Below are 25,649 nucleotides of genomic sequence, written 5' to 3'. Positions count from 1 at the left end.
TTCGACCCTCGGAACGATCTGACATCATCCAGCGGAAATATCGAAGATTGTGACCGTGGAGGTTCGGATGCGTTCCCGCCTGACGAGTTCCCTCAGCGTCGCCCTGCTGGCGACCGCCGCGTTCCTGGTTCCGGCGTCGCCCGCCGCCGCCGCACCGTCGTTCCGGACGCCGTTCCCGTGCAACCAGACGTGGTCCGGCCAGACCCGCACCACGCACAGCCCGCAGTACGCGATCGACTTCAACCGGGCCGACGACCACGGCATGCCGGTCAAGGCCAGCGCACCGGGCACCGTGGACGTGGTCACCAACCTCGGCGACACCAGCTACGGCCGGTACGTGCGGATCAACCACGGCAACGGGTACACCACCTACTACGCCCACCTCAGCGGGTTCAACGTCTCGGTCGGCCAGTCCGTCGGCTACGCCACCACCATCGGGTACGTGGGCAACAGCGGCGGCTCCAGCGGCTCGCACCTGCACTACGAGCAGCGGCTGAACGGCAGCGACATCAAGGTGCGGTTCAGCGGCAACCTGGCCCTCTACTTCGGGACGCAGAACTACACGCGTACCGCCGGCTGCTGATCCGCCGGCCGGCTACCCGGCTCCTTGGCACGGGCGACGGTCCTCCGGTCGAGTCCGGGGGACCGTCGCCGCCATCTCTCCCCCACGCCGAGGTCGCCCGACGCCGGCCGTCCGAAGGAGATCCGGTCATGGACTTCGAGCTCTTTCAGGCCCTCGGCTGCCCCAGCTGCGACGGATCCGGCATAACCAGCGCCGGAACGACGTGCCCCAGTTGCGGTGAGACCGGGATCCCCAGCTGCCCCGTCCACGTGGTCCTCATCGCCGGCTGCCCGCACCCCCGCCCCGCAGACACCCACCGTGCCGCCAGCAACCCACGCCGCACCGCCGACCCGGAGGAACAGTGACGTGGCCTGTCGCGCATCCGTCGTCGTCAGGGGTCAGGCCGGTTGGCGGGATACGACCGTCCGGACTGCCCCGATCAGGCTGGCCGTGCGGGGATCCGCGTCCATCGTGACGCGGAGTCCGTTCATCACGTACCCGAAGGCGATGCCGCTGGCCGGATCGGCGTAGCCGAGCGATCCGCCGTGGCCGGGGAAGCCGAAGGCGGTGGGCGACCACCACGGCTGTTCCGGCAGTGGCAGGCCGAAGCCGAGCGCCGGCCGGGTCGGCACCTTCAGCACCTGGTCGATCCCGCTGGCCTGTTCGCGGGTGGCGGCGGCGAGAGTGGTCGCGTCGAGGATCCGGATGCCGTCGACCTCGCCGATCAGGCCGGCGTAGAAGCGGGCCAGTGACGAGGCGGTGCAGATGCCGTTGACCGCCGGGATCTCCGCCGCCCAGGCACGCGGGTCGGCGAGGTCGAGCGGCGGGTCGGTCACCGCCGTCGACCGGACCACCAGCGACGTCGGATCGGTGTACGCGGCAAGCGCCTCCCGCAGCGCTTCCGGCATGACCCCGGCGGCGGTGGACGGGGCAACCGGCTGCTCGACGAGCCGGGCGACCCGGTGTGCCTCGGTGGCGGGCAGGCCGATCCAGAAGTCCAGTCCCAGCGGCTTGGCGATCTCGTCGGCGAAGTACGTGCCGAGGCTGCGCCCGGAGACGCGACGTACCACCTCGCCGACCAGCCAGCCGTAGGTGAGTCCGTGGTAGCCGTGCGCCGTGCCCGGCTGCCAGGCGGGTGCCTGGGCGGCCAGTGCGGCGACGACCGGCTCCCAGGTCAGCGCCTCCGCCAGCGGAACCGGCCGGTCGAGCACCGGCAGCCCCGCCTGGTGGGACAGGAGCCAGCGGACCGGGATGTGGCCCTTGCCTGCTGCTGCGAACTCCGGCCAGTACTCGGCGACGGGCGCGTCCAGGTCGAGTTCCCCGCGCTGGGCCAGCAGGTGCGCGCAGGCGGCGGGCACGCTCTTGGTGGTCGAGTAGACCACCTGGAGGGTGTCCTCCCGCCAGGCCCTGCCGGTGGTGGGATCGGCGACCCCGCCCCACAGCCGGACCACTTCCCGACCGTGCCGGTAGACGCTGAGGGCCGCGCCGACTTCGGACCGCGTCTCGAAGTTCGCCAGGAACGCCTCCCGGACCGGCTCGTAACCCGGTTCCACCGTGCCGCTGACCATGAACATCGCGCTCTCCTTCAGGAGGGTCGGGCCCGGGCGACGACCAGCCCGCGCATCAGCGTCAGGCTACCCTGACGTCAGCCGTCAGAAAAGCCTGACGGCGCTATGCTCACGGGATGGCGGAGGAGATGGTTCCAGGGCACGTGAACCTCATCGGTTTCCGGCTGGCGGACGGGACGACGAGCACCGACGCCGCAGCACCGGCTGGCACCGTCGGCTACCGGGCCAGGTGCAGTTGCGGTTGGGTCGGCACCAACGACTATCCGCCCGCCGAAGAGGGGGGCTGGATGGCCTCCTCCGAGTGGGTCGGACACATCAGGCCGATCCTGGCCGCCACACCGCCCGGCTGGTTGCTGAGCCGTTCGGACACCCTTCGGGACAACGTCGCCGAACTGGCCACCACCTGGCCGTTGCAGGCGCTCGGCGTCCTCGCCGAGGTGGAACGCTGGCAACGGCAGCTCATCGAACGGGCCGTGATCGCGGCGCGGGAGGCCGGGCTCTCCTGGGCTGAGATCGGCAACGCGCTCGGCATCAGCCGGCAGTCCGCGCACGAGCGCTTCCGCAAGATCGCACCGTCCAAGCCCTCCGCCTGAGGATCCCTGGTCAGCGGTCAGGCGAGGGTGTGATGGCCCGCCTTGACGACCTGGTCGTACTCACTGCGCCGGGCGTCGTAGGCGGTCTCCAGGAACGTCTCCGAGTCCGCGCCCACCGGCAGCCGCAGCGGCGGCGACTCCAGCTGGCTGAGCCGCCAGACCACGTCCGCGAAGAGTTCGGGGGAGTTCACCTCGATCCTGGCGTTCATGCCGCGCAGCGCGCCGAGCAGGCCGTCGCTGACCGGCGTGTAATCCGGGATCCGGCGCTCCGGCATGACCAGGTTGGCGCTGTAACCGGTGGCGAAGCCGCCCGGCTGCAAGATGGTCACCTTCACTCCGAGATGCCCGGCCTCGGCGGCCAGCGACTCGGCCGCTCCCTCCACCGCGAACTTGCTCGCCGTGTACGCCGCCAGGCCGGGGAAGGGAACCACGCCAGCCACCGAACTGACGAAGATCGCGTGCCCGTGGCGCTGCGCCCGCCACACCGGCAGTACGGCCCGGGTGAGGCGCCACGGCCCGAACACGTTGGTGTCGAACTGCGCGGCGAGTTCCGCGTCGGAGACCTCCTCGAAGGTGCCGAACTGACCGTAGGCGGCGTTGTTGACCAGGACGTCGACGCCGCCGAAGGCTTCCACCGCCCGCTCGACCGCCGCCGCGCACTGCGCCTGATCCCGTACGTCCAGGGCCGTCGCCACCACGTTGCCCGGATGCCGGGCCACCAACTCGTCGAGGGTCTCCGGCCGTCGGGCCGTCGCCACCACCCGCTCCCCCTCGGCGGCGAGCCGGGCCGCGAGAGCCCGCCCGAGCCCGCTCGAACACCCCGTGATCAACCAACGCTTCGCCATCGTCTCCGACCCGCCCAATCCGATGGGTTGTCTGCCGATTACAGACTGTCAGAGCCGTTGAGGCAGGTGAAGGGGACGGACTGTCGCCAACCGGATGCGTCGGGTACCCGCCTCCGAGACAGCGCTGCCCGGCCGGAGAGATCACCGGCCGGGCAGCGTTCTGGCTGGTCAGTTGCTGGTGGGCAGGTCCTTAAGGCCCTTCAGCATCTCGGCGAAGTCGGCGGTCTCCGCAGGAGCCGGCGTCTCGATGTTCACGGGCTTGCCGTAGTCGGTGTAGTCGACCGTGAACTCGCCCATCTTGCCCATGTTCATGCCCGCCCGGCGCGGCTGGTACTGCTCGTCGACCCAGAGGTCGATCTTGATGTCCTTGATGCCCTGCTTGGCGTACTCCGCCTCGACGCCCGCCCGCAACTTGGCATCGAGCTGCCCGAGGTAGGTCGCCACCGGAGCGGTGACGGTGTAGTGGACCGTGCGCGCCCCGTTGACCGTCTCCTCGCCGACGACAGTGACGCCCTCGGTGGCGAGCAGCGTCTTGACCTGCTTGGTCGGGTCGACGTCCTCGAACTGCTTGCTGAAGTTCATGCCCGACTGGTCGCCGGCTGCGCTCAGGTCCAGCTTCATCCAGCGCTTTCCGCCGAGGCTCGCACGCTCCTTCTCCGGGATCTCGACGTAGATCACGCCGCCGACCATCCGGACGACGGTCGGGGCGCCATCCTCGCCCGGCGTCGTCATCTCGGCCTTGAACGGGTCTCCCAGGTCCACCACGCCCTGCACCGAGATCTTCTCGCCGCCTGCCGTGCCCTGCATCTTCACGGTCACCGAGTCGCTCTTGCTGGTGGCGTCGACCGTCTTCTGCAATGAACCCTTGAGATCACTGGCGAGCAGTTCCAGCACACTCGCCTGCGCCGGCGCGTCCACGTCGGGCTTCGAGCCGCATGCGGTCAGCGCGACGGCCGTGAGCGTGGAGACCGCCAGAACAGTGGTCTTCTTCCAAAGTGACACGTGAAAACTTCTCTCCCCGAAGGACTCTGGGACTCTTCCCAGATAGAACCACGACACGCTATCCCAAGCGGTCAACTATTTGTCGTCCCAGAGTCTTCACCTGGTGCCGCTCAGGGTCCCTGGATCCAACGGAAACCCCTGCGTCCAACGCCTCTGGCATTGAGCGGGACGGCCCGGTGGTTCGGCGGGGCGCGCCGCGGCTTGCGATGGTCGGGCACGACCGCGGGCAGTCCGCTGGCTCACCCGAGCGCCTCCCGGGCAGCCGCGCCCATGGGGTCGTCGCGGGTGGGCAGCCGATGGACGGTCGGCAGCACCTGCTCCTGGAAGACTCCGTGCAACCGGCGCAGTTCCCGCGCCGGATGCGCGGCGTCGTCGACCCGGATGTCCCAGAATGGGTACGGCTGATCGCCGATGACCGTCACGGTCGCCGACCGTGCGCCATGCCGATCACCACCGGTCTCCTGGCCAGCCTCGATGGCCAGCACGAGCCGCTCCGCCAGGTCGAGTTCCCGGCTGTCCTCGAACACCCGGATGATCTCCGCGAGCGTCTCCGGCCCCACCAGGCGGTTGCCCTGCACCGCGTAACCCGGGCCGGTGCGGTGTCCTGCCCAGTCCTTCGTACGGGAGCCGGTGAAGGCGTGCGAGCGGCCCTGGCGGTCGACCATGCCGACCTGCCGCACCTCCCGACCCGGGTCCTGGCCCAGCAGTACGGTCAGGACGTCCTGCGGAGATCGTCCGTCGCCGAGCAGCGGCAGGCCGTCGTAGGCCAGGAACGGATTGGGGGTGGCCTGCGTCGCCACGGCGCCAACGCCCGAATGTACGTGGGCGACGAGCTTGCCGACCGCGGGTCTGGCCGTCAGGGCCCCCACGCCGAGCTGGCCGGTACGCGGGCATCGCGCGGCGATCGAGAAGGTCACGGCCTGCGGCTACCCCGCCGGACGCCCGGCATGCCCGCCCGGTGCTGTCCAGGACGCCGGTGCTTCTGTTGGTACGGTCCCCGTGCGTGGCATCGTCTGATCAGCGTCGGGGCATCCCGCCGTGCGGACTGTTGACGATGAGTGGCACGCTGTCCGGCGCCAGGAAATGGTGGTCCTCGAAATACTCCAGGTGAACGTGGCCGCCGTCGTCCATGTCGGCTATGTCGCGTAGCTGGTCAGCGAAAAGAGACCGGCCCGCCGCGCCACCACGGACGGTGAGATAGCCGCGATCATCGACTCCGATGACAACGGGGCCCTGCGTCGCTTCGACGAGGACACCCCGCAGGCGCTGCGGGTGGGCGGACTGCGCAAGGCTCAGCTCACCCCCGCCTGCCAGCAGGTCAGCGAGGCGGCATAGGCCCGGTCGGTCACTCGTGATGTCGACGCCATCTGCGGCGGAGTGATAGTCCAGCTCCATTTCGCAACCATAGGCGCCCGCCTTCATCCGGCAGTTTCCGGCGCTTGAGCCTTGGGGGCGGCGAGAATCGCCGGGACGGCGGGACGGCGCAGCACGCGTGGGTTCAGTGCGCCGGGGTGGGCGTCTCGGGTGGGCGGGCAGCGGCGTGCAGGGCGTCGGCGGCGGCGATGGCGAGCAGGACGGTCGCTGCCGTGACGGCGGCGGCGAGCGACGGCACGTGAGCCAGGGGCACTGCGGTGGCGGCCAACACGATGATGCCGACGACACGGCGCATCGACAGGCGGTTGAACACGACGCGTTCCAGGCGGATACGGCCGTAGAGGAACAGCGCTGGTCCGCCGAGGATGACCGCCAACCAGGCAGGTTCCGGATGGCCGGTCGGGTGCACGAGCACCAACTCGAAGCCGGCCGCGACAGCGACGATGCCGACCACCATGATCACGTGTGCGATGCCGGTGGCGCGACCGGCGGTGTGCCGATCGGTCGCGGCACCGATCGCCTCCGCGAGGACCTGCCCCGAGCGGTAGAAGTAGATGCGCCACAGCAGGACCGTCGACACGTACGCCACCACCAGAGCCGCCGACGTCGCGACGGTGATCCGATGACCAGCGAACGTCACGCCGACGGCCAGGAGGGTCTCCCCGAGAGCGATCATCAACAGCTGTTGGTAGCGCTCCGGCAGGTGATGGCCGCTGTCCATCGCCCACGCGCTGACCCTGGTACGCGGCATGCCGGGGACCGGCCACCGCAGTTGCGCCGCCACGATGTCCACGGTCACGGCCAGCCCCCACAACGTGGCCCGGGCGTCACCGGCCGTCGCCGCACCGCCGACCCACAACCCGGCCGTCACGCACGACCACATCACCGACCGGACGTAGACGTCACGCAGCTCGTGCCCCCGCAGCGCCGGCAGCAGGACGAGCGGACGCAGAATCTGCAAGGCCAGATACGGTACGACGAACGCCTCGCCCCGACCGTAGAACGCCGCCGGTAACGCTGAAGACATGACCAGAAGACCGAAGGCACTGGTCAGGACGAGCCACTGGATCTTGCGGCGGCGCGGATCGAACCAGCTGGTGATGTGCGCCGTGGTGATCCAGAGCCAGATCAACGGCAGCGCCAGCACAAGCAGGTAGGCCAACGACCGCCACCGCGCCAGCATGGAGTCGCCGGACAGGTCCCGCACTATCCGGCTGACCACCCCTGACAGCGCGAACACCAGAACCAGATCGACGAACAACTCCAGAAAGTTCGCCTGCCGCACATCCTGACGACTCTTCAGCAGGTCCTGCCCCCACCCCTCCTTCCGCAACCCCATACCGCCATGCTCACCGACCATGGCCCGACCACACCCGCCTACGCGCAAAGTCGCAGGCCGAAAGCGTCACACGGCTGACAGCGGGAACCTCACGGCTGCCCGCCCAAGCTGCCCGAGAAGGCCGGAACATCCCCGACGCGGGGCACACCTCAGCCGCCGACCACGCCGCCCAGTCGGCACGCGCCGACGATCCCTGGAGGGACGACGTTTTGCGCAAGGTCGGCAAGGGCGAGCGTCCCCAGCTGGCCAAGCACGAGGCCAAGCGGTAACGAGCGTGGGCGGTGCCACACTCTCTCGGGGGTGTCGGCACCGCTCGCGGCACGCGCTTGCGGTCACACCCGCTATGTGGTCCAGAGCCGCGTGTCGCCAGGGAGCCGTCCTGTGCTGAAGTAGGCGGCGCGGCGACATCTCAGCGCTTGCTGCCGCTGCCGATCCTGCTCAACAAGCCAAGTGCCCCGATGCCGACGAGTAGCCCGATGACGGCGAAGGCGAGGGTCTGCACCAGCCAGTGCGTGTCCTGCAGGAACGCTCCGGCCAGCCAGACGCAGAGGAGCCCAGCGAGGGCTCCCACCAACGGTGCAACCACCAACGCCGTCAGTCGCTGCCCGCCACTGGCGTCGGTGTACGTGTTGAACCTGTTTATCGATCGACGATCGTCTGAGGGCATGGTGCCGGACTACCCAGGACTGCGCGAATCGAATCAGGAGATTGACTCCGAGCGAACGTCGGGATTGCCGCCGGGATCGTCCGGGTAGGTCAAGCGGAGGTTGCGGGTACATGTCTCAATGGGCCGCCAGGACGTGGCTCCGCTGCCTAGCCAGTCTGTCCTGTGGATTCCTAGACATTTGGAGGACCCGATGGTCCAGCAGCCGCGCAGAAGGGAAGTCGGCCCGTACAGCAGGTCGCACATGTGGATGTTGGCAGTCACGGCCGGGATCCTTGGGATCGTCGTGCTGGTCTGGGGAGTATTGCGGATGACCAATGGTGACTCCAGAGGTGCGACGATGGTAGCCATCAGCACGGTGATCATCCTGATCCTGGCTGTCGGCATTCCCTACGGCCGGCGACGAGGCCGGATGTAACGCACCAGACCGTCTTTCAGGGATTCCTTGCCACTCGTCACCCGGCCGGATCGACGGCGATGGTGGTGAAGCCGATCCGTTGCGCCTCGCCGGGCGGCGCGCGGCGAGGGCCCGGGACACCCCCCGGTAGAAGGCCGCCCGATCAGTCCGGCGGATCGGTGTCGACCTGCGACGAGCGCATCCATCCGACCAGCAGGAGCAGGAGGCCGATGACGCCGAAGATCACGCCGACTGCCAGGTCGTCGTCGCCTCCCTCACTGAACCAATCCCAAAGGTTCGAGACCCCCACGAACATGGTCGACGCGCCGATGAGGAGCAACAGACTCGGACTTCGTTTCCCCCGCATTGATTTCTCCCCTGTGTAGAGGCTGCAAGAGGTACCCAGTCCCACACGTACTCACCCGGCCACGCCGAGAATCACGTGCGCGAGATTCGATCACGGGGCCGGTCGTTGGTCGAGCGGTGCACCGGGCGGGACGGAGGTTTGCCACCCGGGACGCCGGGGCACGTGGCCTGCCACGGTCATCGATGTCTCGATGCCGCTCGTGAACGGGGGATCAGATGGACAGACGTTTCCACGCCGGACTGGCGACGGTGCTCGCCGTGACGGTCGTGGTGGCGGTGCCCGCAGGGGCACGGGCCGCCAGCGGCGGGACCTTCGCACCCGCGCAGTACCTCGCCACCGGATCGACGGCGACCAACGCCGTCGCCGTCGCCGACGTCACCGGTGACGGGCGGCGGGACATCGTCGTCGGCGTAGATGCCGCCGACGGCACCCAGACGAGTTCGGTGCTGGTCTTCGCCCAGCGGACCGACGGGAGCCACGGCGCTCCGACGAGGATCACCGCGCACGGCGGTTACAACAGCGACGTACGGCTGGCGGTGGCCGACATCGACCGCGACGGCCGCACGGATGTGGCGCTGTCCTCGTCCGCCGGTGTCGATCTGCTGTTCCAGCGGAACGGTGGGCTCGCCGCGCCGGTGCTGGTCCCCGGCACGGCGGGCGACGTCGCGGTCACCGACGTCACCGGGGACGGCCGGCCCGACCTGGTCGTCAGCGCGTGGCACGGCCAGGTACGGATCTACCCGCAGACCGCGACGGGCACCTTCCCCAGCTACACGCCGATCGTCGGGCCCTTCGCCGACGGTGCGCCCGGGCACCAGGTCTTCGCGGCCGACCTGAACGGCGACGGCCGGATCGACGTGGCACAGTTCTACGGCCACGGCACCTGGGTACGGCTGCGCCAGGCCGACGGATCCTACGGACCGGCGGCGACCTACCGGACGCCGCCGGACGCCGGTGGCCACCGCCGCGTCAGCAATGGAGCAGCGGTCGGTGACGTCACCGGAGACGGCCGGGTCGACCTGGTGATGACCGTCAACGGCAACATGCCGGACTCCGCCGTACAGGTCTTCGCACAAGGTTCCGGCGGCCTGACCGCGACGCCGGTCCGCCATCCCGCCTACGAGAGCGCCGCGGGCCTCGCGATCGGCGACCTGACCGGCGACGGCCGCGCCGACCTGGTCGTCGCGCACTCGAACTGGGCGGCGGTCAGCGTCCATCTCCAGCGGTCGGACGGGACGCTCGGCGGGTACACGACGAACAGCGTCGACGCGGTCGGTTGGCAGGAGGATGCCCTGGCGATCGGCGACGTCACCGGGGACGGCAAACCGGACCTGGTGGTCGTCTCGTACGACAAGGTGGCGGTCCTGCGGCAACTCTGAACCTGATCGCGGTGTGCTGCGGGCGGCGGTCGGGCTTCCGGCCCGGCCCCGCCCGTGGCCCGCCGTCGGCGCTGGCCCGAGTTGCGGCCGGCCGCGGCCGCTCATCCAACACCCCGTTCGATTTGGTCGAGCGGAGCAGTCTCCGCACAGCTCGGGCAGGCACCGGCGAAAGCCCTCAATTGCTGCAGTCGCCCGTCATGGGCGGGAGGGCGCTACTCGTCGGCGTGCGACAGTTCACGGACCGCGTGGATGCCGCTCGGCTCGCCGTTGGCCATGCCGCACGCGGTGTTCCCGCGGCTCGACCCTGCCCCGGTGGCTGGTCTCGGATCTCGCCTGCCGAATGTGAAGCGCTGGGTGAACATCGCCGACGTAGGTGATCTGGTCGCGATCCACGCGTTTGATTTCCACATGGTGGCGAACTATTTTGCCTGCCCGCCACTGGCGGCGGAGCTTTCGGCCCATCGCTGACAATACATTGCGGGTACATTCCGCGCCCATCTTCGATTGCCACCTTGACTCCTTCAGTGCGCCCGCCGATAGTTCAAGCGATCACGGCTTCGCGGCATGGAAGGGATCAGGAACGAATGATCACACCAGGACGGACCAGCCCAGTTCGGCGATGGTCGGCAGTGGCTGCCACGATGCTGATCACCTCGACTGCGGGGGTGGTGGTCAACGCCGCACCGGCAATGGCGGCGGTCAACAACAATGCGGGCTTCATCCAGGTCTATGTCAACAACATTGAGAACCTGGAGACGGCGGACGCCGCGAATTGCCCAGGCGACTGGAGAGACCTGATCTACTACATGAAGACCCAGGAGTACAGTCCCGACCTCTTCATTGTGCAGCAACTAGCCGGGCCGGGTGAGATGAAGACCCTCACCGACCTGATGACCGCCGAGCTGGCCGGTGTCTACAAGGGCATGCTCACCGAGAACGATCCGGCGCCGATGAACTCCCCGTGCGGTAACGAGAAGGCGAAGCAGACCAACGCGATCATCTACCGGGAAGGACGGTTCGACATCAGGAGCGCCCGGACCGTCTTCCAGTCGTACAAGAAGGTCGACGGCGCCTGCGTGTGGAACACCCAGGCCCGTTCGAAGAACCTCGTGCTCCAGATGCACGACCAGGTCGCCAACAAGGACGTGGTCGTCGGCTCGATCCATTGGCCGACCGCCACGCACGACGTGCCCGAACCCGCAAACGGTGTGCCGGGCTGCGCCGGTGCGAACGCAACCCTGACCGCCCAGAAGATGGCCACCCACAGCGGATCGCTGTACATCGTCGGCGGCGACGCCAACGCCCCTGACCGTACCGGTGGGGACTGGACCGGCTGGTACAACGCGATGCGCGGCAACCACGGCTACGCGGACGCGGCGTACGACGACTGCTCCGAGCGGCACAGCACCCAGGCGGCAATCCGCAGTTGCGCCCTTCATGAGCACTGGACGATCGGTAGCGGCAGCCGGCGCATCGACTACCTGTTCGCGAAGCGTCCGAACGGCGTGGCGTCGACGGGCGCCGAGCACACCATCACCTTCAACGAGGGCGACGCGGCCGACAAGAAGTACACCGGCAGCGACAACGCTGACCTGAGCTACTCCGACCACCGCGCGATCCGGGCTCGCGTCCACTACTGACCCATCGGGGGAGGGTACGGCCGCCACCAACGTGGCTGGCCGCTCACGAGCGGGCCCGGCGTGCCGCCGGGCCCGCTCGTCCCTGTGTCAGAGGCCGATGTTGGCCTGCGGACCGGAGTAGGTGCGGACCAGGTTGGGGACGTCGGCGGCGGCGTCCAGGGTGTAGGAGTAGAAGGAGCGCGGGTCGAACGCGTTGCCACCGGTGCCCTGCTTGCCGGTGGAGTTCACGACGATGCTCCCGCTCTGGCGGAGCTGGGCGCCGGCATCCTTGTAGTAGGGGTCTTTCACGTTGTCGAAGTAGCTGTTCTCCAGGACCATCCTGGTGGTGCCTCGGGAGTAGTTGCCGTAGCCGGTGACATTCTGCAGGTAGTTGTTGTAGAGATGGGCGTGGAGCACGTTCCCGGCGCTGGGGTTGCGCTGGTTGGTGCTGTAGACCCAGTTGTGGTGCATGGTCAGGTTGGACGTCAGGTTCTCCGTCCACCCCAGGCCGAAGGCCTTGTTGTTCTCACCGAGGCGGTTCCAGGACACGGTGAGGTTGGTGGTGTCCTTACGGGAGTCGATGAGGCCGTCGTTCATCCGCACGATGGTGTTGTGGTCGATCCAGATGTTGCGGGAGTTGTCCATCTGGATGCCGTCGTAGTCGTAGGCGTCGTCGCCCGGGTCGTCGTCGGCCATCCGGGTGTCGCGGATGGTCAGGTTCCGGATGATGACGTTGGAGACGCCGTTGAGATTGAAGCCGCCGTTGACGATGTGACCCTTGGTGCCGACCCCGATGATCGTCTTGTTGGAGGCGACCTTGATCTCGGTGCCGTACGGGGTCACGGTGATCGCCCGGTCCACCTTGATGGTGTACGCGGTGCTGGACGAGGCGTAGCGGGCCAGGTCGGCGAAGGTCGTGGCGGTCACGGTCTGGCCGCCCGCACCGCCCGTCGTGGCGGAGGCGAAGCCGTCGGCCGCGTTCGACCAGGAGCGGCCGCCCACCGGGGTGAACAGCCACTGCTTGTTGGAGTTCGCGGTGCAGGTCTCCTGCACGATCGGGACGCCGTCCTCCTTGCCCGCGTCCTTGTTCGCCAGGCACAACCCCGACTGGTTGTTGACGATCTGGTACGTGTCGGTGCCCGAAGCGACCAGACGCCACTTCTGCATCGCACCGTCCCAGCACCGGTACTGCTGCACCTGCAGGAACATCGTGCCGGCCCCATAGGGAATGTCCAGACACTTCCCGCTGGCCACGTTCACCATCGAGAACAGCCCCGACCCCGCGTCACGCAACGTCCACTGCTGCATCTTCCCCGTCGAACACTTCCACTGCTGGACACCCAACTCGTCCACCGGCTCACCGTACGGAACATCGAGACACTTCCCGCTGTTCTTCACCTGCACCGTGTACGTACCGTTCGCGACGGGCGCGGCCGCCTGGGCCGAGGAACCGGCCACGACCACCGCACCCGTCGCCGCGACCGCGGCGGTGGCCGCGAGCAGCGTCAGGATCTTCTTCCGCATCGAAACATCCTTGTCTTCCAACCGATGGGCGGGACGGCCGCCGTGACGTGCGGCGGTGCTCGTCCCGATCAGGCGGACACCAGCCCGCTCCGCGGGGGCGGAGCGGCCGGCGTCCCCGCGCGGTGTGGTGACCAGCAAGGTGAACTGGTACGACCACCGCACGGCCTTGCGGTCCGACCGCGGGGAGCGGCCGCGCCCGTCAACTCACCGGGTTCCAGCCGTCGCCGCCCGCGAGGTACTTCTGCGGGGTGTACTCGGGGGCCTGCGAGTCGGACAACTGCGGGCGGTTGCTGTTGGTGCCCGCGCCGGAGCCGGTGTTCCGGTACTCCAGGAACCGGGCGTTCTTCCACGAATTGCCCGACATGTCGCTCCACGGCTGCGACGTCTTCACCGTGGCGTTCAAGGTCGACTCCCGGTAGACGACCTGCGCGTCCGGCCGCCACGGGCGGCCAAGCGACGTCACGTTGTTCGCCGCGCCGGTGATGGTCGACTTGTAGAACAGGAAGCCGTACTTCTTCTCCGGGGCCGTGCTGGCCGCGGTGATCGGGCCGCCGGTGGTGCGCTTCTCGTGCACCTGCGTGCGGTGGAAGACCATGGTGCCGCCGCCGAAGACGAAGTCGACAGTGCCCTCGACGTACGAGTCGACCATGTAGGCGCGGGTGTCGTTGTTGACCAGGAAGGTGTCCTGGTCGCCGAGCAGGCGGACGTTCTTGAACACCGCGCGGTCGGCGTTGAGGTGCAGTGCCACCGCCTGCCCGCCGCTGGGCACCGAGTTCTCGTCCAGGTCGTTCGAGATCGTCAGGTTGTACGCCTCGAAACCGCGGCCGTACACGAACACGCTGGCGCTGTTGCTGGTGCCGTGCGAGTACGCGCTGTTGTTGAACACCAACACCGTCTGCTGCGGCGACGAACCCAGTCCCTGGAAGGTGATGTTGGTCTTGTTCGCGGGGACGGTCACGACCTGGCGGTAGGTGCCCGGCTTGATCGTGATCACCGTACGAGCGGAACTGTTGGCAGGCGCGGCGTTGACCGCCTCCTGCACCGTGCGGTACCGCCCGGACCCGTCAGCGGCCACGACAGCCTGCACGGTCGACCCGACGGGGGTGAACAGCCACTGCTTGTTGGAGTTCGCGGTGCAGGTCTCCTGCACGATCGGGACGCCGTCCTCCTTGCCCGCGTCCTTGTTCGCCAGGCACAACCCCGACTGGTTGTTGACGATCTGGTACGTGTCGGTGCCCGAAGCGACCAGACGCCACTTCTGCATCGCACCGTCCCAGCACCGGTACTGCTGCACCTGCAGGAACATCGTGCCGGCCCCATAGGGAATGTCCAGACACTTCCCGCTGGCCACGTTCACCATCGAGAACAGCCCCGACCCCGCGTCACGCAACGTCCACTGCTGCATCTTCCCCGTCGAACACTTCCACTGCTGGACACCCAACTCGTCCACCGGCTCACCGTACGGAACATCGAGACACTTCCCGCTGTTCTTCACCTGCACGGTGTAGGTGGTCTCCGCAACCGGCACGGCCGCGGAGGCGGAGGGGGAAACCGCGACCGTCCCCGCAACGACCACCAGGGCGGAGAGCACACCCGCCCACAGCCGCGGCGACCGGAGCCGCCGCCCGCGTACCGTTGCCTCTTCCTCCGACCCGCGACTCTGGCGATCCGACCGCACCGCGAGGTCGTACGTGGCGCCGGTCGAACCGACCAGCCGTCGCTTCCAGTCGATTACCTTCGTCAAGGATTGGTCCTTTCTCGTCAGAACATCCACATTGGTAGACGCCCGGGACGCGGCAGGACAACGGAAACTCGACCAGTCACGGAGCAGAACGAGGCAGCACCGCTGCGCGACGAGGCCGAACGCACAGGGTGGGAGGCAGGCGGGTGGGCTCGCGCGGTAATCATCTCCTCGCGCCTCAGATGCGGCTACCGCCGCTGGCGTCGAGGGTGCTGGCGGCGCTGCCCGCGACGGCCGGGTCGCCGTCCAGCTCTGGCGCAGTCGACGTTGCCACCAGCCGCCTGAGCTGCTCAAACTGAGTCCTCCCGGCCAGGCTGCCCCTCGACCTGCTCCCGCAACGTGCCCTACTCTTGCGCCGAGAGACCACAAGATCAGCAGAGAGAGCAAGGTCAGGGATGGTCAGGCGTACATCAGCCGATCCAAGCAGCCCTCTGCCGAGGGCTGCTGGCCGCCGATCTGATGATTCGCCGGGTCGTCCTGCCAACCGTCCGCTGCCTCGGTGACTTCTGCTGGTTCGCGGGAGGGGGGCGTACGTGCTGGAGTCGCTGGGGCTGAGCACGACCGAGTCGCGGATGTACCAGTTGCTGGTCAGGTCGGGACACGCCCGTATCGACCAGGTGCGGCAGCGGCTCGATCTGAGTGAGGTTCAGACGGACGAGGCGGCACAGGGACTCGTGGCCAAAGGGCTGGCGACTCTCACTGACGATCGGCCCGCGCAGCTGATCCCCGCACCGCCCGACATCGCCGGCGAGAACCTGCTGCTGTCGCGGATGAACCAGCTGCGGACCGCGCAGAGTGTGTTGGGCCGGTTGACCAGGGAATACCGGAAGGCCACGGCGGGCCCGGTCGCCCTGGAGGAGTTCGCCGAGATCGTCTCCAACGAGACTCTGCCGCTGCGGTACGAGCAGATTCGGCGCACCGCCCGGAAGCAGGTGCTCAGTTTCTCCGCACCGCCGATTCTGGTGCCCGAGGACCTCAACGTCGTCCAGCTGGACCAACAGTCGGCCGGGGTGACCTATCGGACCGTGTACGACCGCTTCGCGCTGGCGAACGCCGGTGGGCTGAAGGCGATCCAGCAGTACGTCGACGCCGGCGAGCAGGCCAGGGTCCTCAACGAGGTCCCGGTCAAACTGATCATCGTCGACCGGTCCGCGGCACTGCTGTCGTTACGGTCCGACGACGCGCAGCTGCCGAGGATGGCCGTCCTGATCCACCCGGGCCCGCTCCTCGAAGCCCTGCTGGCGCTCTTCGAGATGGTGTGGGCGTCCGCGCTGCCGCTGGATCCGGGTCCCGTCCAGGGTCCTCTCACTCAGCCGGACACCCAACTGCTGACGCTCCTGCTCTCGGGACTCACCGACGCCGCGATCGCACGTCAGCTCGGCATGGGCAAGCGGACGGTGAACCGGCGGGTGCAGAGCCTCATGGACAGGGCCGGCGTCTCCAGCCGGGTGCAGTTGGGATGGCAGGCTGCCCGGCTGAGCTGGATCCCGGATCTTCCCGATCCGGGCACCGGCGGCCAACAGGTGTGAGCCGGCGCACCGCTCGTGGCGACAAGACGCCATGTGGCGCAGAGGGTCACGGGACCTCTGGACTCGTTGAGAACCGGCCGGTTACGTTCCCGTGCGGCGCGGCATCGCACGGGCGTTTTCGCTGGTCAACCCAATCCCGTCCACACCTTCTCCTTGGTGCGCGCCTGCCTGTCGAGCGTACGAGAGGAACCTGATGTACGTATTCCGCGCGGGACGGCTGCGAACCGCCGTCGTCAGCGGAGTGGCGGTGGCGATCGCACTGTCGCTCACGAGTCAGCTACCGGAAGCAGCCGCCGCGGCGGCTCCGCAGGGCGGTCCCCTCGGTCAGCCCACGACCGAGAAGAAGGCAGCGACCACGTCGACGCTGACCCTGATCACCGGGGACACGGTCGCACTGACCACCGAGCCGGACGGCAGGCAAGCGGTCAGCATCAGATCCGCGGCCGGCACGTCCAGGACGTTCGGGACCGCGAGCGGACAGAACGGCGACCTGTACGTCTACCCGGACGGCACGACGGCCGCGCTCGCCTCCGGCATGGTCGACCGCGAACTGTTCAACGTCAGCCGGATGATCCGGGACGGCCACGACGACGCGAAGACCGACCTGGTCCCCGCCATCGTCGACTTCCAGGGCACGCCCGCCGCCACTGCCCTGAAACAGAGGTCCGAGGCCCTGCCGGGCAGTGACACCCGACGTGTCCTGCCCAGGCTGGGCCTCGGCGCCGTCCAGGTGCACAAGAACAGCGCGAAGAGCTTCTGGCGGGCCGTCGAGCCCAGCACCTCGGTGACCCGCAGCGGCGACAGCGCCGTGGTCCCCGGCCCGGCCGGAGTGGCCAAGGTCTGGTACGACGGCCTGGCCAAGGTCGCGCTGGACAAGAGCGTGGCGCAGATCGGCGCCCCGGAGGCGTGGACCAAGGGATACGACGGCAAGGGTGTGAAGGTCGCCGTCCTGGACACTGGCGCCGACCTGAACCACGCCGACATCAAGTCCGAGATCGTCGCGAGTCAGAGCTTCGTCCCCGGCCAGACGGTCCAGGACGGCCACGGTCACGGCACCCACGTCGCGTCCACCGTCGCGGGCAGCGGGGCCAACTCCGACGGCGCGCACAGGGGCGTCGCCCCGGGCGCGGACCTGTTGGTCGGCAAGGTCCTGGCCAACAACGGTTACGGCCCGACCTCCAGCATCCTGGCAGGTATGGAGTGGGCGGTCGCCCAGGGCGCCGACATCGTCAACATGAGCCTCGGCAGCGACGACACGCCCGGCGAGGACCCGCTGACCATCGCCGTCAACTCGCTCAGCGCCTCCTCGGGCACCCTGTTCGTCATCTCCGCCGGCAACACCGGCCCCGGCGACACCACCCTCGGCACCCCCGGCGTCGCCGATGCCGCCCTCACCGTCGGCGCGGTGGACAAGTCCGACGTGCTCGCCCCGTTCTCCAGCCGCGGCCCGCGGCTCGGTGACATGGCCATGAAGCCGGAGATCACCGCGCCCGGTGTGGCAATCGTCGCCGCCCGCGCCGCCGGCACCACCATGGGCGCCCCCGTGGACGCCAACTACACCTCGGCCAACGGCACCTCGATGGCCGCCCCGCACGTGGCCGGCGCTGCCGCGATCCTCAAGCAGCGTCACCCCGGGTGGAGCGGGCAGCGGATCAAGGAGGCCCTGACCGCGCACGCCAGGTCCGCCGCCGGGCAGACCGTCCACCAGCAGGGCTATGGCCGCGTCGACATTCCCGCCTCGCTCGACCCGTCGCTGGAGCTGTCCGGTACGGCCGACTTCCGCGTGGTCCCGTGGCAGAAGGGCACGTACGAGAAGCGGACGCGAACCCTGACGCTCCGGAACAACGCCACGACCGACACCGTCGTGACCCTGGCCGCGTCCGCCAGGGACGCCAACGACATCGAGGTCCCCGTCGGCACGCTGTCCCTTGCGGGTACCGGCCTGTCCGACGGCCGGCTCGCCATCCCGGCCGGCGCCACCGCCGAGGTCGCCCTCACCCTCGACCCCAATGGTCTCAAGACCGGCCGATACAGCGGATCCGTCATTGCCACCGCCGCCAACGGCGAGTCGGTACATGCCGCGCTCGGCTTCGTCCGGGCTGTCGAGCAGTACGAGGTCACCCTGAACGTCACCGACCGCTTCGGCAACGCCCCCGCCGCGTTCAGTTTCACCCTGCACGGGCTGGACAACACCGTCTGGGAGGATCGGACCCTGCAGGCCACCGGCTCCACCACCCTGTCGGTGCCTCTCGGCCGCTACTCCATCGAGGGGACGGTCTACTCGAAGGCTTCCACAGGCGCGGTCGCCCACGCGGCAGACCTGTTCACGGTGCCCGACGTCGAAGTGGTCGACAGGGACCAGAGCTTCACCATCGACGGAACCACCGCCACCGACCTCAGCGTGAAGATCAACGGTGAGAGGCGACCGCTGGAGGCCGGTCACGTGGCGCTGCAGATCGTCCGCGACGACGGCACGATCAACAGCCACTCCAACTCCGTCGGCGTCAGCGGGCTGAGCCACCTTGCCGACACGAAGTACGGTGCCATCCCCAGCGCTGGCGCCAAAACCGGCGCACTTCGGCTGGAGACCTCTCTGACCCAGCGCGAGCCGCTGGTGCAGTTGGAGGTCACCGGCCACCGACACCTGAGGATCCCACTGAAGTCCTCGGTACTCGCGAAACGCTTCGAAGGCACCGAGCGCACCGAGTTGGTCGATCTCGGTGCAGGCGCCGAGCAGGACTTCGCCGGCGTGAACGTCAAGGGCAAGACCGTCCTGGTCTCGGTAGCCGACGTGACCAAGGCCGCCGACCAAGCCGGTCGGGCCGCCACCGCCGGGGCCGTGGCCGTGATCGTGGCACCGGCGGACCCAGGCCCCAGCGGCAGCGGCGTCCCCGCCGGCCAGGCCATCCCGGTCGCCCACGCCACGCACGACGACGCCGCCGCCCTGAAGGCTCTGCTGGCCAAGGGCAAGGTCCGGATCGCCCTGAAGGGCGTCCTGGAGTCGGGCTACACCTATGCACCGCACTTCACTGACGACCGGGTCCCCACCGACCTCCGCAAGACCGTGGCCGTAGGCGACTTCGCCAAGATCCGGAACACATTCCACTCCGACGGAGCCCGACGTCTCGGCGCCGAGTACCTGGCGGTCTGGGGCCCGTTGCAGTGGACTTCGGTCAGCGGCGCTCAGGGCCTCTACCAGGGCACCACCCGCGACGACTACTACCTGGCAGGCACCGGAGTCTCCTACCGCACGACGGTGGGGGCCAACTACAACACCTTCACCTGGTCGATGTCGGACGTGCGTACCACCTACACCACGCCAGGGAAGTCACACGTCCAGAGCTGGTTCGCCGCGCCGATGCGGTTGTCCCAGTACGAGTTCGGGCCGTGCACGTTCTGCCGGACCGACGTCTGGCAGAAGCTGCCCAGCGGCGTCGGTGCCGACAACGAGTCCGCCCACACCATGCAGGGCCTGACCAACACCTGGAGCTTCTATCGCAACGGCGAGCAGATCACCGGGTTCGACCAGCTGACCTCGGAGCGCGCGGACTATCGGTACGTCCTCGACCAGAAGCTGACCGAGGACATACCGGGGGTCGAGCTGGGCCGCCAGCTTCAGACCGAGTGGAACTTCAGCCAGGCGGCACCGACCACCATGGCCATCAAGGACTGCGACACGGCGTTCGTCCCCACGCCGAAGTCCTGTGAATCCGTACCCGTGGTCCTGCTCGACTACGACCTGCCGCTGAACGAACTCAACCAGGCGCGGGCCGGCCTCCCGTTCACCTTCACCATCGATGCGGGACGCCCCAAGGGCTGGACGGGCTCCACCGCGATCGCGGGCGCCAAGGTCTCCGTCTCCTACGACGACGGCACCACCTGGAAGTCCGCCGCGATGCTCCGCAAGGATGACGACTCCTTCCAGGCGCTGCTGTGGCACCCCCGGGCGGCGGACACCACCGGTTTCGTGACCCTCAGGACCGAGGCCTGGGACTCCGCGGGCAACCGCACCGTTCAGACCATCACGCGGGCCTACGCCCTCAAGTGAGGCCCTGAGCCGGAAGGCAGCCAGGACTGAGACCGGCGGAAGGCGTCCAGCGCTCGGGGTACGACAACCCGGCCGCTGGACGCCTTCGCCTGTCTGCTCCCATCGACACCATCGGTGATGGGCCGCGCCGATCTCTGGGCTCGGCACCCGACGCTGGGGTTTTGAGCAGACCATCGTTGCGCGCCACGGTTGAGACGTCCTCTGTCAGCAGACCCCCCTCGCCGCAGCGCAGTCCTGGCCGCCCTCGACGAGTGGCTGTCAGCGACTTCGGCACAGGCCCCTAGTCCTGTGGTGCCAGGGTGCGTAGGACGCAGAACTCGTTGCCCTCGGGGTCCGCCAGGACCACCCAGTTCCGATCCGCGCCCTGGCCTACATCCGCCCGGGTGGCACCGAGGCCGAGCAGTCTCGTCACCTCGTCCTCGGTGCTGCCGTCGATCGGGCTGACGTCGAGGTGCAGCCGGTTCTTCCTGGTCTTGCTCTCGGGCACCTGGATGAACAGCAGGGTGGGCGACATCTGCCGGGCCCGGACATCCTCGACGGTCGGCACCCAGGAACCGATCTCGACCTTGCCCTCGCTCCTTTCGATCACCTGGAAGTCCAGGACCTCGCACCAGAAGGCAGCGAGCCGCTCCGGATCGTGGCAGTCGACGGCCAACTCGGTGAACCTGCTTGTCATGACTCTCCCAGGTAGTGCGGCGTGCTGCCCGCCCGACGGATCGGAGACCTTCCTACCCAGGTCCGTCAGACGGGTCCGATTCGGGGTCAGGCACGCGAGAAGTCGGTCGGCGGCGGGTCCGCGAACCTCCTCGATCACACGCTCTCCTCCCGATGACCGGAGAATGCGCCCGCGACAGCCGCCAGCACCGCCGCCGCCGCGGCCCGTTCCGGAAGTCGCGGGTCGGGATCGGCGCGCAGGAGTACCACCTGGTGGTAGAGCGGTGCCGTAGCAACCATCAGCAGGCTCCATGCGTCCGTGTGCTGTGCGGGGATCTCGCCGCGCCCGATGGCGCGCTCGACGAGGATCTCGCACTGGGCGTACCGGTCCGCCCACAGTTGCGTCTGGGCCTGCGCCGCCTGTTCGGAGTGGAACGAGGCGGCCATCAGGGCGACGGCGAAGGACGGATGGACGACCAGGGACTCCAGGATCTCCTGGTTGAGGGCCGTGAGATCGCCGCGCAGGGAGCCGGTGTCCGGTGGCTGCCAGTCGATCTCGCCGGCGGCGTCGATGACGTCGACGAGCAGGCCGCCCACGTCGCGCCAGCGCCGGTAGACCGTGGTGCGGTGCACTCCCGCGCGGGCCGCAACACCCTCCATCGTGAGTCCTTGGTAACCGTTCTCGGCGAGTTCGGCGCGCACCGCGTCGACGACCTGGGCGCGGATGCGGGCGGTGCGACCGCCTGGACGGCGGTCCGGCCTCGGGGCCATCGGGTCTGGCATTGGGAACCCCATGTCCGGTTGATCAATATGCCTGGGCCGGGTCAGCATGCCAAAGCTACAGTTGTCGCAATAGTGGCCCACCGAAAGGACTCGCCTCCACGATGCAGCCTGTTCCCGCCGACCCCACCGTGCTCCACCCGATGCCCGGGCACCCGCGTGTCGTCCTGCTCAAGCCGCTGGTGAAGTCGCCGCTGATCGAGATCGGCGACTTCTCGTACTACGACGATCCGGACAACCCGACCGCGTTCGAGACGCGCAACGTGCTGTACCACTACGGGCCGGAGCGCCTCGTCATCGGCAGGTACTGCGCGCTGGGCACGGACACGCGGTTCATCATGAACGGCGCCAACCACCGCATGGACGGCCCGTCCACCTTCCCCTTCCCGACCATGGGTGGCTCCTGGGCCGAGCACTTCGACCTGATCACCGGCCTGCCCGGCCGGGGCGACACCGTCGTCGGCAACGACGTCTGGTTCGGGCGCGGCGCCACGGTCATGCCCGGCGTACGGATCGGCCATGGCGCGATCATCGCCGCCAGCGCGGTGGTCACTGCCGACGTTCCCGACTACGGCATCGTCGGCGGCAACCCGGCCCGTCTCCTCCGCACCCGCTTCGACGCCGCGGACGTCGCCCGGCTGCTCGCCGTCGCGTGGTGGGACTGGCCCGTGCAGCACATCACCAGGCACGTACGGACGATCATGTCGGGAACCGTTGCCGATCTGGAGCAGGCGGGCGCGCAGGTCGACCGGCCCTGACACTGCCCCTCGCCACAGAGGCCGGGTGACCGGTCGGGGTGGGGCGTCACGGATGTGCGGACCAACGCCGGAGACGCCTTCGTGCAGAACCTCCGGCGTGGGTCTCGCTCCAGCGTCACCCGGCTGCCGCAGCCACTGGGCGTGGTGGACTTCGTAATGGCTGGCGAGTTCTTCGAGGCATGTTCAATGAAGCGCGTTCTCGTCACGAGCAGCCAGGCCCCGGGCCTGCCCGTGGTGCACGTCGCTCACCCACTCCCAGCCGGGCTTGGCCGAGGGGCCGATACGCGGGTCACCGGGCTCGCGGCCGTCACGCAAGGCGAGCACGTACGCCCGATCCCGCTCGATCCGCTCGTGTACCTGACCGGCTCCGCCGACCGACCCGTGGCCCGGGACGACGACGTCGACGTCGGCCGCCACGCCCTCCAGCAGCCGCAACGCCGCGAGGTAGTCCTCGATCGGGTCGGCGCCATCCAGGTCGAGCATCGGGATCAGGACGTCGGAGAGCATGTCGCCGGCGATGAGAACCCCGCGATCCTCGACGAACAGCGCCGCGTGGCCGGGCGCATGCGCTTGATGCTCGATGATCCGGACTCCGGGACCGTCCCAGGGAATCCGCGCCGTCCCGGCGGGCAGGGCGGTGATGAGGCCGTACAGGTCCAGTGGAACCTGCCCGGCGACTTCCGTCTCGGCCAGGTGTCCGGTGATGCGGGCCTTCGCCTCCGGGTCGGACAGCTGTTCCTGGACAGCGGCCGCACAGCGGGCCGTGCCGTGACGGGGCGCGTCGCCGAGCTGTGCGTGCCAGAGCAGGTGATCCCAATCCGGATGCGTCGAGAAGCCCGCCACGACGGTCCGGCCCGATGCGGACAGGTCGCTCGCGAGGCAGACCAGTTCGTGGTCCTGCAACCCGGGGTCGACGAGCAACACGCCGGCGCGGCCCTGCACGACGATGGTGTTGCTCTGGAGGAACTCGCTCTCGTGAACGAGTACGCCGTCCGTGACCTGCCTCAGCACGAGCTCGCTCCCCGGACCGCGTAGTGGTGCATCGTGACGCCCTGCTTGAACGATCGCTGCTCGAGCAGGTCGAGCTCGATCGGCATGTCCCAGTCATCGAACAGCGGCCGGCCGAAGCCGAGGATCGCCGGGTGGGTGAAGAGCAGCAGTTCGTCGAGAAACCCCGCCCGGAGCAGCTGCGTGGCGAGCGTCGCGCCGCCCACACCGAGGGTGCCGTCGGTCCCAGCCCTGAGGGCGGCCAGTTGCTCGATCGCGTCGTCCCCGCCGATGATCCGGGTGCCGTGATCGGCGCTGCGGCGGGTGCGGGAGACGAGCACCTTGGGCGCGGAGGTCCAGATCTCACCGTACTCACGCATGAAGTCCGGCAGCGACGCATCCTCGCGCGCCCGTGGCCAGAACTCCTCCATCGTCTCGTAGATGACCCGACCCTGGACCATGCCCGCGAGCGTTCGCGCCCGCGCGTTGAACTCCCGGTGCAGCTCCTCGTCGATGCGCAGCCACTCGCCGGCGCCGTTGTCCCCGGGAACCTGCTCGATCCGCAGGTCGAGGGACACGTTCATCCAGTACAGGAAGCGGCCCATCGTCCCTCCTCCGCTAGTGGTTGCAATTTGCAACCACTATATTGAGGGCCAGGTGCCTGTCAAGGAGGAGTCGTGGAACCACGGTCCGGGTGTCCGATCAACGCGGCCGTCGAGGTGCTCGGAGACCGATGGGCGCTGCTCGTGCTCCGCGACGTCATCTTCGGCGACCGCCGACACTTCCGGGCGCTGCTCACCGGGTCGATCGAGGGCATCGCCTCGAACATCCTCGCCGACCGCCTCGTGCGGCTCGTCGAGGCGGGGATCCTCACCCGCGGCGCCGCGGCGCGCGGGCAGCGCGCCCGCTACAGCCTCACCGAAGCCGGCATCCGGACCCTTCCGGTCCTCTACGCGCTCGGCAACTGGGGCCTCGACTGGTGCCCGGGCACCGCGGAGCTCCAGATCCGGCAGCGGATCATGCGCGACGCGGGCCCGGCGTTCATCGAGGAACTCATGGACGAGCTCCGGGTGCGCCACCTCGACGCCCCGCCGAAGTCACACGATGGCCCGGGCCCCCTCGACCGCCTGAACGCCGCCTACGCCGCCGAGCGGGAACGCCACGGCTAGAGGCGAGGCGGGGGCCGATGGCCAGTAGCCGGCCGTCGTGCGCGCTGGCGCGCCCCCGCTACGGTGCAGGCACCGACGCCCAGGTGGCCGGCGCGTCCGGCGACGGGGACACCGCCGGCTCCGGCACCGCGCCGGACTCCCCCGACTCCCCCATTCGCAAGCGCAGGCCCCGTTCCCGCTGACGTCCCGCCGGTGGTCGTACCGGAGCCCGAGCCCGCGCCGGCCGATCCGCCGTGGTCCGGGTGCCCTGCCCGCAGACGGGCGGCGGACAGGACGGGCCCGTCTCGCAGGACCCCTCCGGGGGAGCCTCGGGGTGCTGCCGCTGGATGCCAGGTGTCAGGCCTGCTCGAATCGGCGGCGTGAGGCCAGGATCTCGTCCAGGTGGTGACGGCTCCACCGACAGAAGCCGTTGATCGTGTCGTGCAGTTCCCGGCCGGCGGGGGTCAGCCGGTATTCGGCGCGTGGCGGCACCGTGGGATGGAGCGTCCGATCGACCACCCCGTTCCGCTCCAACTGTCGCAGGGTGGCGGTGAGCAGCCGGTGGCTGATGCCGGCGACCTGCCGGTGCAGTTCGCCGAAGCGGCGCGTGTCACTGCCGATGGCTTCGATGACTGGCACCGCCCACTTGGTGCCGACCACGTCGAACACCTCGCGAGCCACCAGGTGCACCTGGGCCACGTGGGTCGCCGTCGGCGTGTCGGGAAACGGCTCGGCCACTTGCCGTTCCTCCTTCGCATGCGCCTCTTACCA

General features: G+C 68.8%; 25 protein-coding genes. 10 read left to right on the top strand and 15 right to left on the bottom strand.

The window, feature by feature from the left end; genetic code table 11:
• The first annotated feature begins 67 nt into the window (after positions 1–67).
• Positions 68–583: a M23 family metallopeptidase gene (locus ABZ809_RS03340; RefSeq protein ID WP_357560730.1), complete on the top strand. Its 516-nt coding sequence runs from the start codon at positions 68–70 to the stop codon at positions 581–583.
• Positions 584–960: 377 nt separating this feature from the next.
• Here the strand turns inward: ABZ809_RS03340 and ABZ809_RS03335 are convergent, their stop codons facing one another.
• A complete protein-coding gene (locus ABZ809_RS03335; protein WP_357560729.1) occupies positions 961–2,136 on the bottom strand; it encodes a serine hydrolase domain-containing protein in 1,176 nt (391 codons plus the stop codon).
• A gap of 110 nt (positions 2,137–2,246) precedes the next feature.
• Here ABZ809_RS03335 and ABZ809_RS03330 point away from each other — a divergent pair, with 110 nt between their 5' ends.
• The gene (locus ABZ809_RS03330) at positions 2,247–2,723 is read left to right on the top strand and encodes a hypothetical protein (protein WP_357560728.1); all 477 of its coding nucleotides are present in this window, start codon (positions 2,247–2,249) and stop codon (positions 2,721–2,723) included.
• A gap of 17 nt (positions 2,724–2,740) precedes the next feature.
• Here ABZ809_RS03330 and ABZ809_RS03325 read toward each other — a convergent pair whose 3' ends face one another.
• The 6 genes from ABZ809_RS03325 to ABZ809_RS03300 form a co-directional block, all read right to left on the bottom strand.
• Positions 2,741–3,568: an SDR family oxidoreductase gene (locus ABZ809_RS03325; protein ID WP_357560727.1), complete on the bottom strand. Its 828-nt coding sequence runs from the start codon at positions 3,566–3,568 to the stop codon at positions 2,741–2,743.
• A gap of 168 nt (positions 3,569–3,736) precedes the next feature.
• Complete coding sequence (locus ABZ809_RS03320) at positions 3,737–4,570, bottom strand: hypothetical protein (protein WP_357560725.1); 834 nt, start codon at positions 4,568–4,570, stop codon at positions 3,737–3,739.
• Between the two features lie 239 nt (positions 4,571–4,809).
• The gene (locus tag ABZ809_RS03315; RefSeq protein ID WP_357560722.1) at positions 4,810–5,487 is read right to left on the bottom strand and encodes a DUF1028 domain-containing protein; all 678 of its coding nucleotides are present in this window, start codon (positions 5,485–5,487) and stop codon (positions 4,810–4,812) included.
• Between the two features lie 100 nt (positions 5,488–5,587).
• Positions 5,588–5,965, bottom strand: a complete 378-nt coding sequence (locus tag ABZ809_RS03310; protein ID WP_357560720.1) for a hypothetical protein — start codon at positions 5,963–5,965, stop codon at positions 5,588–5,590.
• A gap of 103 nt (positions 5,966–6,068) precedes the next feature.
• Positions 6,069–7,283: a low temperature requirement protein A gene (locus ABZ809_RS03305; protein WP_357560717.1), complete on the bottom strand. Its 1,215-nt coding sequence runs from the start codon at positions 7,281–7,283 to the stop codon at positions 6,069–6,071.
• A gap of 409 nt (positions 7,284–7,692) precedes the next feature.
• Complete coding sequence (locus ABZ809_RS03300; RefSeq protein ID WP_357560715.1) at positions 7,693–7,854, bottom strand: hypothetical protein; 162 nt, start codon at positions 7,852–7,854, stop codon at positions 7,693–7,695.
• Between the two features lie 286 nt (positions 7,855–8,140).
• Here ABZ809_RS03300 and ABZ809_RS03295 point away from each other — a divergent pair, with 286 nt between their 5' ends.
• Positions 8,141–8,365: a hypothetical protein gene (locus ABZ809_RS03295; RefSeq protein WP_357560713.1), complete on the top strand. Its 225-nt coding sequence runs from the start codon at positions 8,141–8,143 to the stop codon at positions 8,363–8,365.
• A gap of 142 nt (positions 8,366–8,507) precedes the next feature.
• On the opposite strand, the gene ABZ809_RS03290 is transcribed toward ABZ809_RS03295, so the two are convergent.
• Entirely contained in the window at positions 8,508–8,684 is a 177-nt protein-coding gene (locus ABZ809_RS03290) for a hypothetical protein (protein WP_357560712.1), read from the bottom strand.
• A gap of 242 nt (positions 8,685–8,926) precedes the next feature.
• On the opposite strand from ABZ809_RS03290, the gene ABZ809_RS03285 reads away from it, so the two are divergent.
• The 3 genes from ABZ809_RS03285 (at position 8,927) to ABZ809_RS03275 (ending at position 11,730) form a co-directional block, all read left to right on the top strand.
• Complete coding sequence (locus ABZ809_RS03285) at positions 8,927–10,090, top strand: VCBS repeat-containing protein (RefSeq protein WP_357560711.1); 1,164 nt, start codon at positions 8,927–8,929, stop codon at positions 10,088–10,090.
• A 249-nt stretch (positions 10,091–10,339) separates the two neighbouring features.
• Positions 10,340–10,558, top strand: a complete 219-nt coding sequence (locus tag ABZ809_RS03280) for a hypothetical protein (RefSeq protein ID WP_357560710.1) — start codon at positions 10,340–10,342, stop codon at positions 10,556–10,558.
• A gap of 161 nt (positions 10,559–10,719) precedes the next feature.
• On the top strand, positions 10,720–11,730 hold the full coding sequence (locus ABZ809_RS03275; RefSeq protein ID WP_357560709.1) for a hypothetical protein: 1,011 nt from the start codon (positions 10,720–10,722) through the stop codon (positions 11,728–11,730).
• 87 nt (positions 11,731–11,817) lie between these two features.
• Here the strand turns inward: ABZ809_RS03275 and ABZ809_RS03270 are convergent, their stop codons facing one another.
• Both ABZ809_RS03270 and ABZ809_RS03265 read right to left on the bottom strand, forming a co-directional pair.
• Positions 11,818–13,233 carry an RICIN domain-containing protein gene (locus ABZ809_RS03270; RefSeq protein ID WP_357560708.1) on the bottom strand — a complete coding sequence of 472 codons (1,416 nt, stop codon included), beginning with the start codon at positions 13,231–13,233 and terminating at the stop codon, positions 11,818–11,820.
• 199 nt (positions 13,234–13,432) lie between these two features.
• Positions 13,433–14,977, bottom strand: coding sequence for a pectinesterase family protein (locus tag ABZ809_RS03265; protein WP_357560707.1), 1,545 nt, complete (start codon positions 14,975–14,977; stop codon positions 13,433–13,435).
• Positions 14,978–15,507: 530 nt separating this feature from the next.
• Between ABZ809_RS03265 and ABZ809_RS03260 the strand changes: the two genes are divergently transcribed.
• Together ABZ809_RS03260 and ABZ809_RS03255 are read left to right on the top strand one after the other, a co-directional pair.
• Positions 15,508–16,503 carry a helix-turn-helix domain-containing protein gene (locus tag ABZ809_RS03260; RefSeq protein WP_357560706.1) on the top strand — a complete coding sequence of 332 codons (996 nt, stop codon included), beginning with the start codon at positions 15,508–15,510 and terminating at the stop codon, positions 16,501–16,503.
• Between the two features lie 193 nt (positions 16,504–16,696).
• Entirely contained in the window at positions 16,697–20,551 is a 3,855-nt protein-coding gene (locus ABZ809_RS03255) for a S8 family serine peptidase (protein WP_357560704.1), read from the top strand.
• Between the two features lie 280 nt (positions 20,552–20,831).
• Here ABZ809_RS03255 and ABZ809_RS03250 read toward each other — a convergent pair whose 3' ends face one another.
• A complete protein-coding gene (locus ABZ809_RS03250) occupies positions 20,832–21,227 on the bottom strand; it encodes a VOC family protein (RefSeq protein WP_357560703.1) in 396 nt (131 codons plus the stop codon).
• Between the two features lie 134 nt (positions 21,228–21,361).
• Positions 21,362–21,976: a TetR/AcrR family transcriptional regulator gene (locus ABZ809_RS03245; RefSeq protein WP_357560827.1), complete on the bottom strand. Its 615-nt coding sequence runs from the start codon at positions 21,974–21,976 to the stop codon at positions 21,362–21,364.
• A gap of 113 nt (positions 21,977–22,089) precedes the next feature.
• On the opposite strand from ABZ809_RS03245, the gene ABZ809_RS03240 reads away from it, so the two are divergent.
• Complete coding sequence (locus ABZ809_RS03240) at positions 22,090–22,743, top strand: CatB-related O-acetyltransferase (protein WP_357560702.1); 654 nt, start codon at positions 22,090–22,092, stop codon at positions 22,741–22,743.
• A 183-nt stretch (positions 22,744–22,926) separates the two neighbouring features.
• Here the strand turns inward: ABZ809_RS03240 and ABZ809_RS03235 are convergent, their stop codons facing one another.
• Together ABZ809_RS03235 and ABZ809_RS03230 are read right to left on the bottom strand one after the other, a co-directional pair.
• Positions 22,927–23,754 carry an MBL fold metallo-hydrolase gene (locus ABZ809_RS03235; protein ID WP_357560700.1) on the bottom strand — a complete coding sequence of 276 codons (828 nt, stop codon included), beginning with the start codon at positions 23,752–23,754 and terminating at the stop codon, positions 22,927–22,929.
• Positions 23,748–24,335, bottom strand: coding sequence for a dihydrofolate reductase family protein (locus tag ABZ809_RS03230; RefSeq protein WP_357560698.1), 588 nt, complete (start codon positions 24,333–24,335; stop codon positions 23,748–23,750). The genes ABZ809_RS03235 and ABZ809_RS03230 overlap by 7 nt, the downstream gene beginning before the upstream one ends.
• Before the next feature lie 72 nt (positions 24,336–24,407).
• On the opposite strand from ABZ809_RS03230, the gene ABZ809_RS03225 reads away from it, so the two are divergent.
• Entirely contained in the window at positions 24,408–24,899 is a 492-nt protein-coding gene (locus ABZ809_RS03225; protein WP_357560697.1) for a helix-turn-helix domain-containing protein, read from the top strand.
• Between the two features lie 336 nt (positions 24,900–25,235).
• Here ABZ809_RS03225 and ABZ809_RS03220 read toward each other — a convergent pair whose 3' ends face one another.
• Entirely contained in the window at positions 25,236–25,616 is a 381-nt protein-coding gene (locus tag ABZ809_RS03220; protein WP_357560695.1) for a helix-turn-helix domain-containing protein, read from the bottom strand.
• Positions 25,617–25,649 lie beyond the last annotated feature (33 nt).

It is taken from the genome of Micromonospora sp. NPDC047074 (assembly GCF_040643815.1).
Taxonomy (GTDB): domain Bacteria; phylum Actinomycetota; class Actinomycetes; order Mycobacteriales; family Micromonosporaceae; genus Micromonospora.
This window is presented reverse-complemented; position numbering and strand designations above follow the sequence as displayed.

Coding starts and splice junctions, on each gene's coding strand:
- ABZ809_RS03340 (WP_357560730.1), top strand. CDS start 68: ATGCGTTCCCGCCTGACGAGTTCCCTCAGCGTCGCCCTGCTGGCGACC.
- ABZ809_RS03335 (WP_357560729.1), bottom strand. CDS start 2,136: ATGTTCATGGTCAGCGGCACGGTGGAACCGGGTTACGAGCCGGTCCGG.
- ABZ809_RS03330 (WP_357560728.1), top strand. CDS start 2,247: ATGGCGGAGGAGATGGTTCCAGGGCACGTGAACCTCATCGGTTTCCGG.
- ABZ809_RS03325 (WP_357560727.1), bottom strand. CDS start 3,568: ATGGCGAAGCGTTGGTTGATCACGGGGTGTTCGAGCGGGCTCGGGCGG.
- ABZ809_RS03310 (WP_357560720.1), bottom strand. CDS start 5,965: ATGGAGCTGGACTATCACTCCGCCGCAGATGGCGTCGACATCACGAGT.
- ABZ809_RS03305 (WP_357560717.1), bottom strand. CDS start 7,283: ATGGGGTTGCGGAAGGAGGGGTGGGGGCAGGACCTGCTGAAGAGTCGT.
- ABZ809_RS03295 (WP_357560713.1), top strand. CDS start 8,141: ATGGTCCAGCAGCCGCGCAGAAGGGAAGTCGGCCCGTACAGCAGGTCG.
- ABZ809_RS03285 (WP_357560711.1), top strand. CDS start 8,927: ATGGACAGACGTTTCCACGCCGGACTGGCGACGGTGCTCGCCGTGACG.
- ABZ809_RS03280 (WP_357560710.1), top strand. CDS start 10,340: ATGCCGCTCGGCTCGCCGTTGGCCATGCCGCACGCGGTGTTCCCGCGG.
- ABZ809_RS03270 (WP_357560708.1), bottom strand. CDS start 13,233: ATGCGGAAGAAGATCCTGACGCTGCTCGCGGCCACCGCCGCGGTCGCG.
- ABZ809_RS03255 (WP_357560704.1), top strand. CDS start 16,697: ATGTACGTATTCCGCGCGGGACGGCTGCGAACCGCCGTCGTCAGCGGA.
- ABZ809_RS03250 (WP_357560703.1), bottom strand. CDS start 21,227: ATGACAAGCAGGTTCACCGAGTTGGCCGTCGACTGCCACGATCCGGAG.
- ABZ809_RS03245 (WP_357560827.1), bottom strand. CDS start 21,976: ATGGCCCCGAGGCCGGACCGCCGTCCAGGCGGTCGCACCGCCCGCATC.
- ABZ809_RS03240 (WP_357560702.1), top strand. CDS start 22,090: ATGCAGCCTGTTCCCGCCGACCCCACCGTGCTCCACCCGATGCCCGGG.
- ABZ809_RS03230 (WP_357560698.1), bottom strand. CDS start 24,335: ATGGGCCGCTTCCTGTACTGGATGAACGTGTCCCTCGACCTGCGGATC.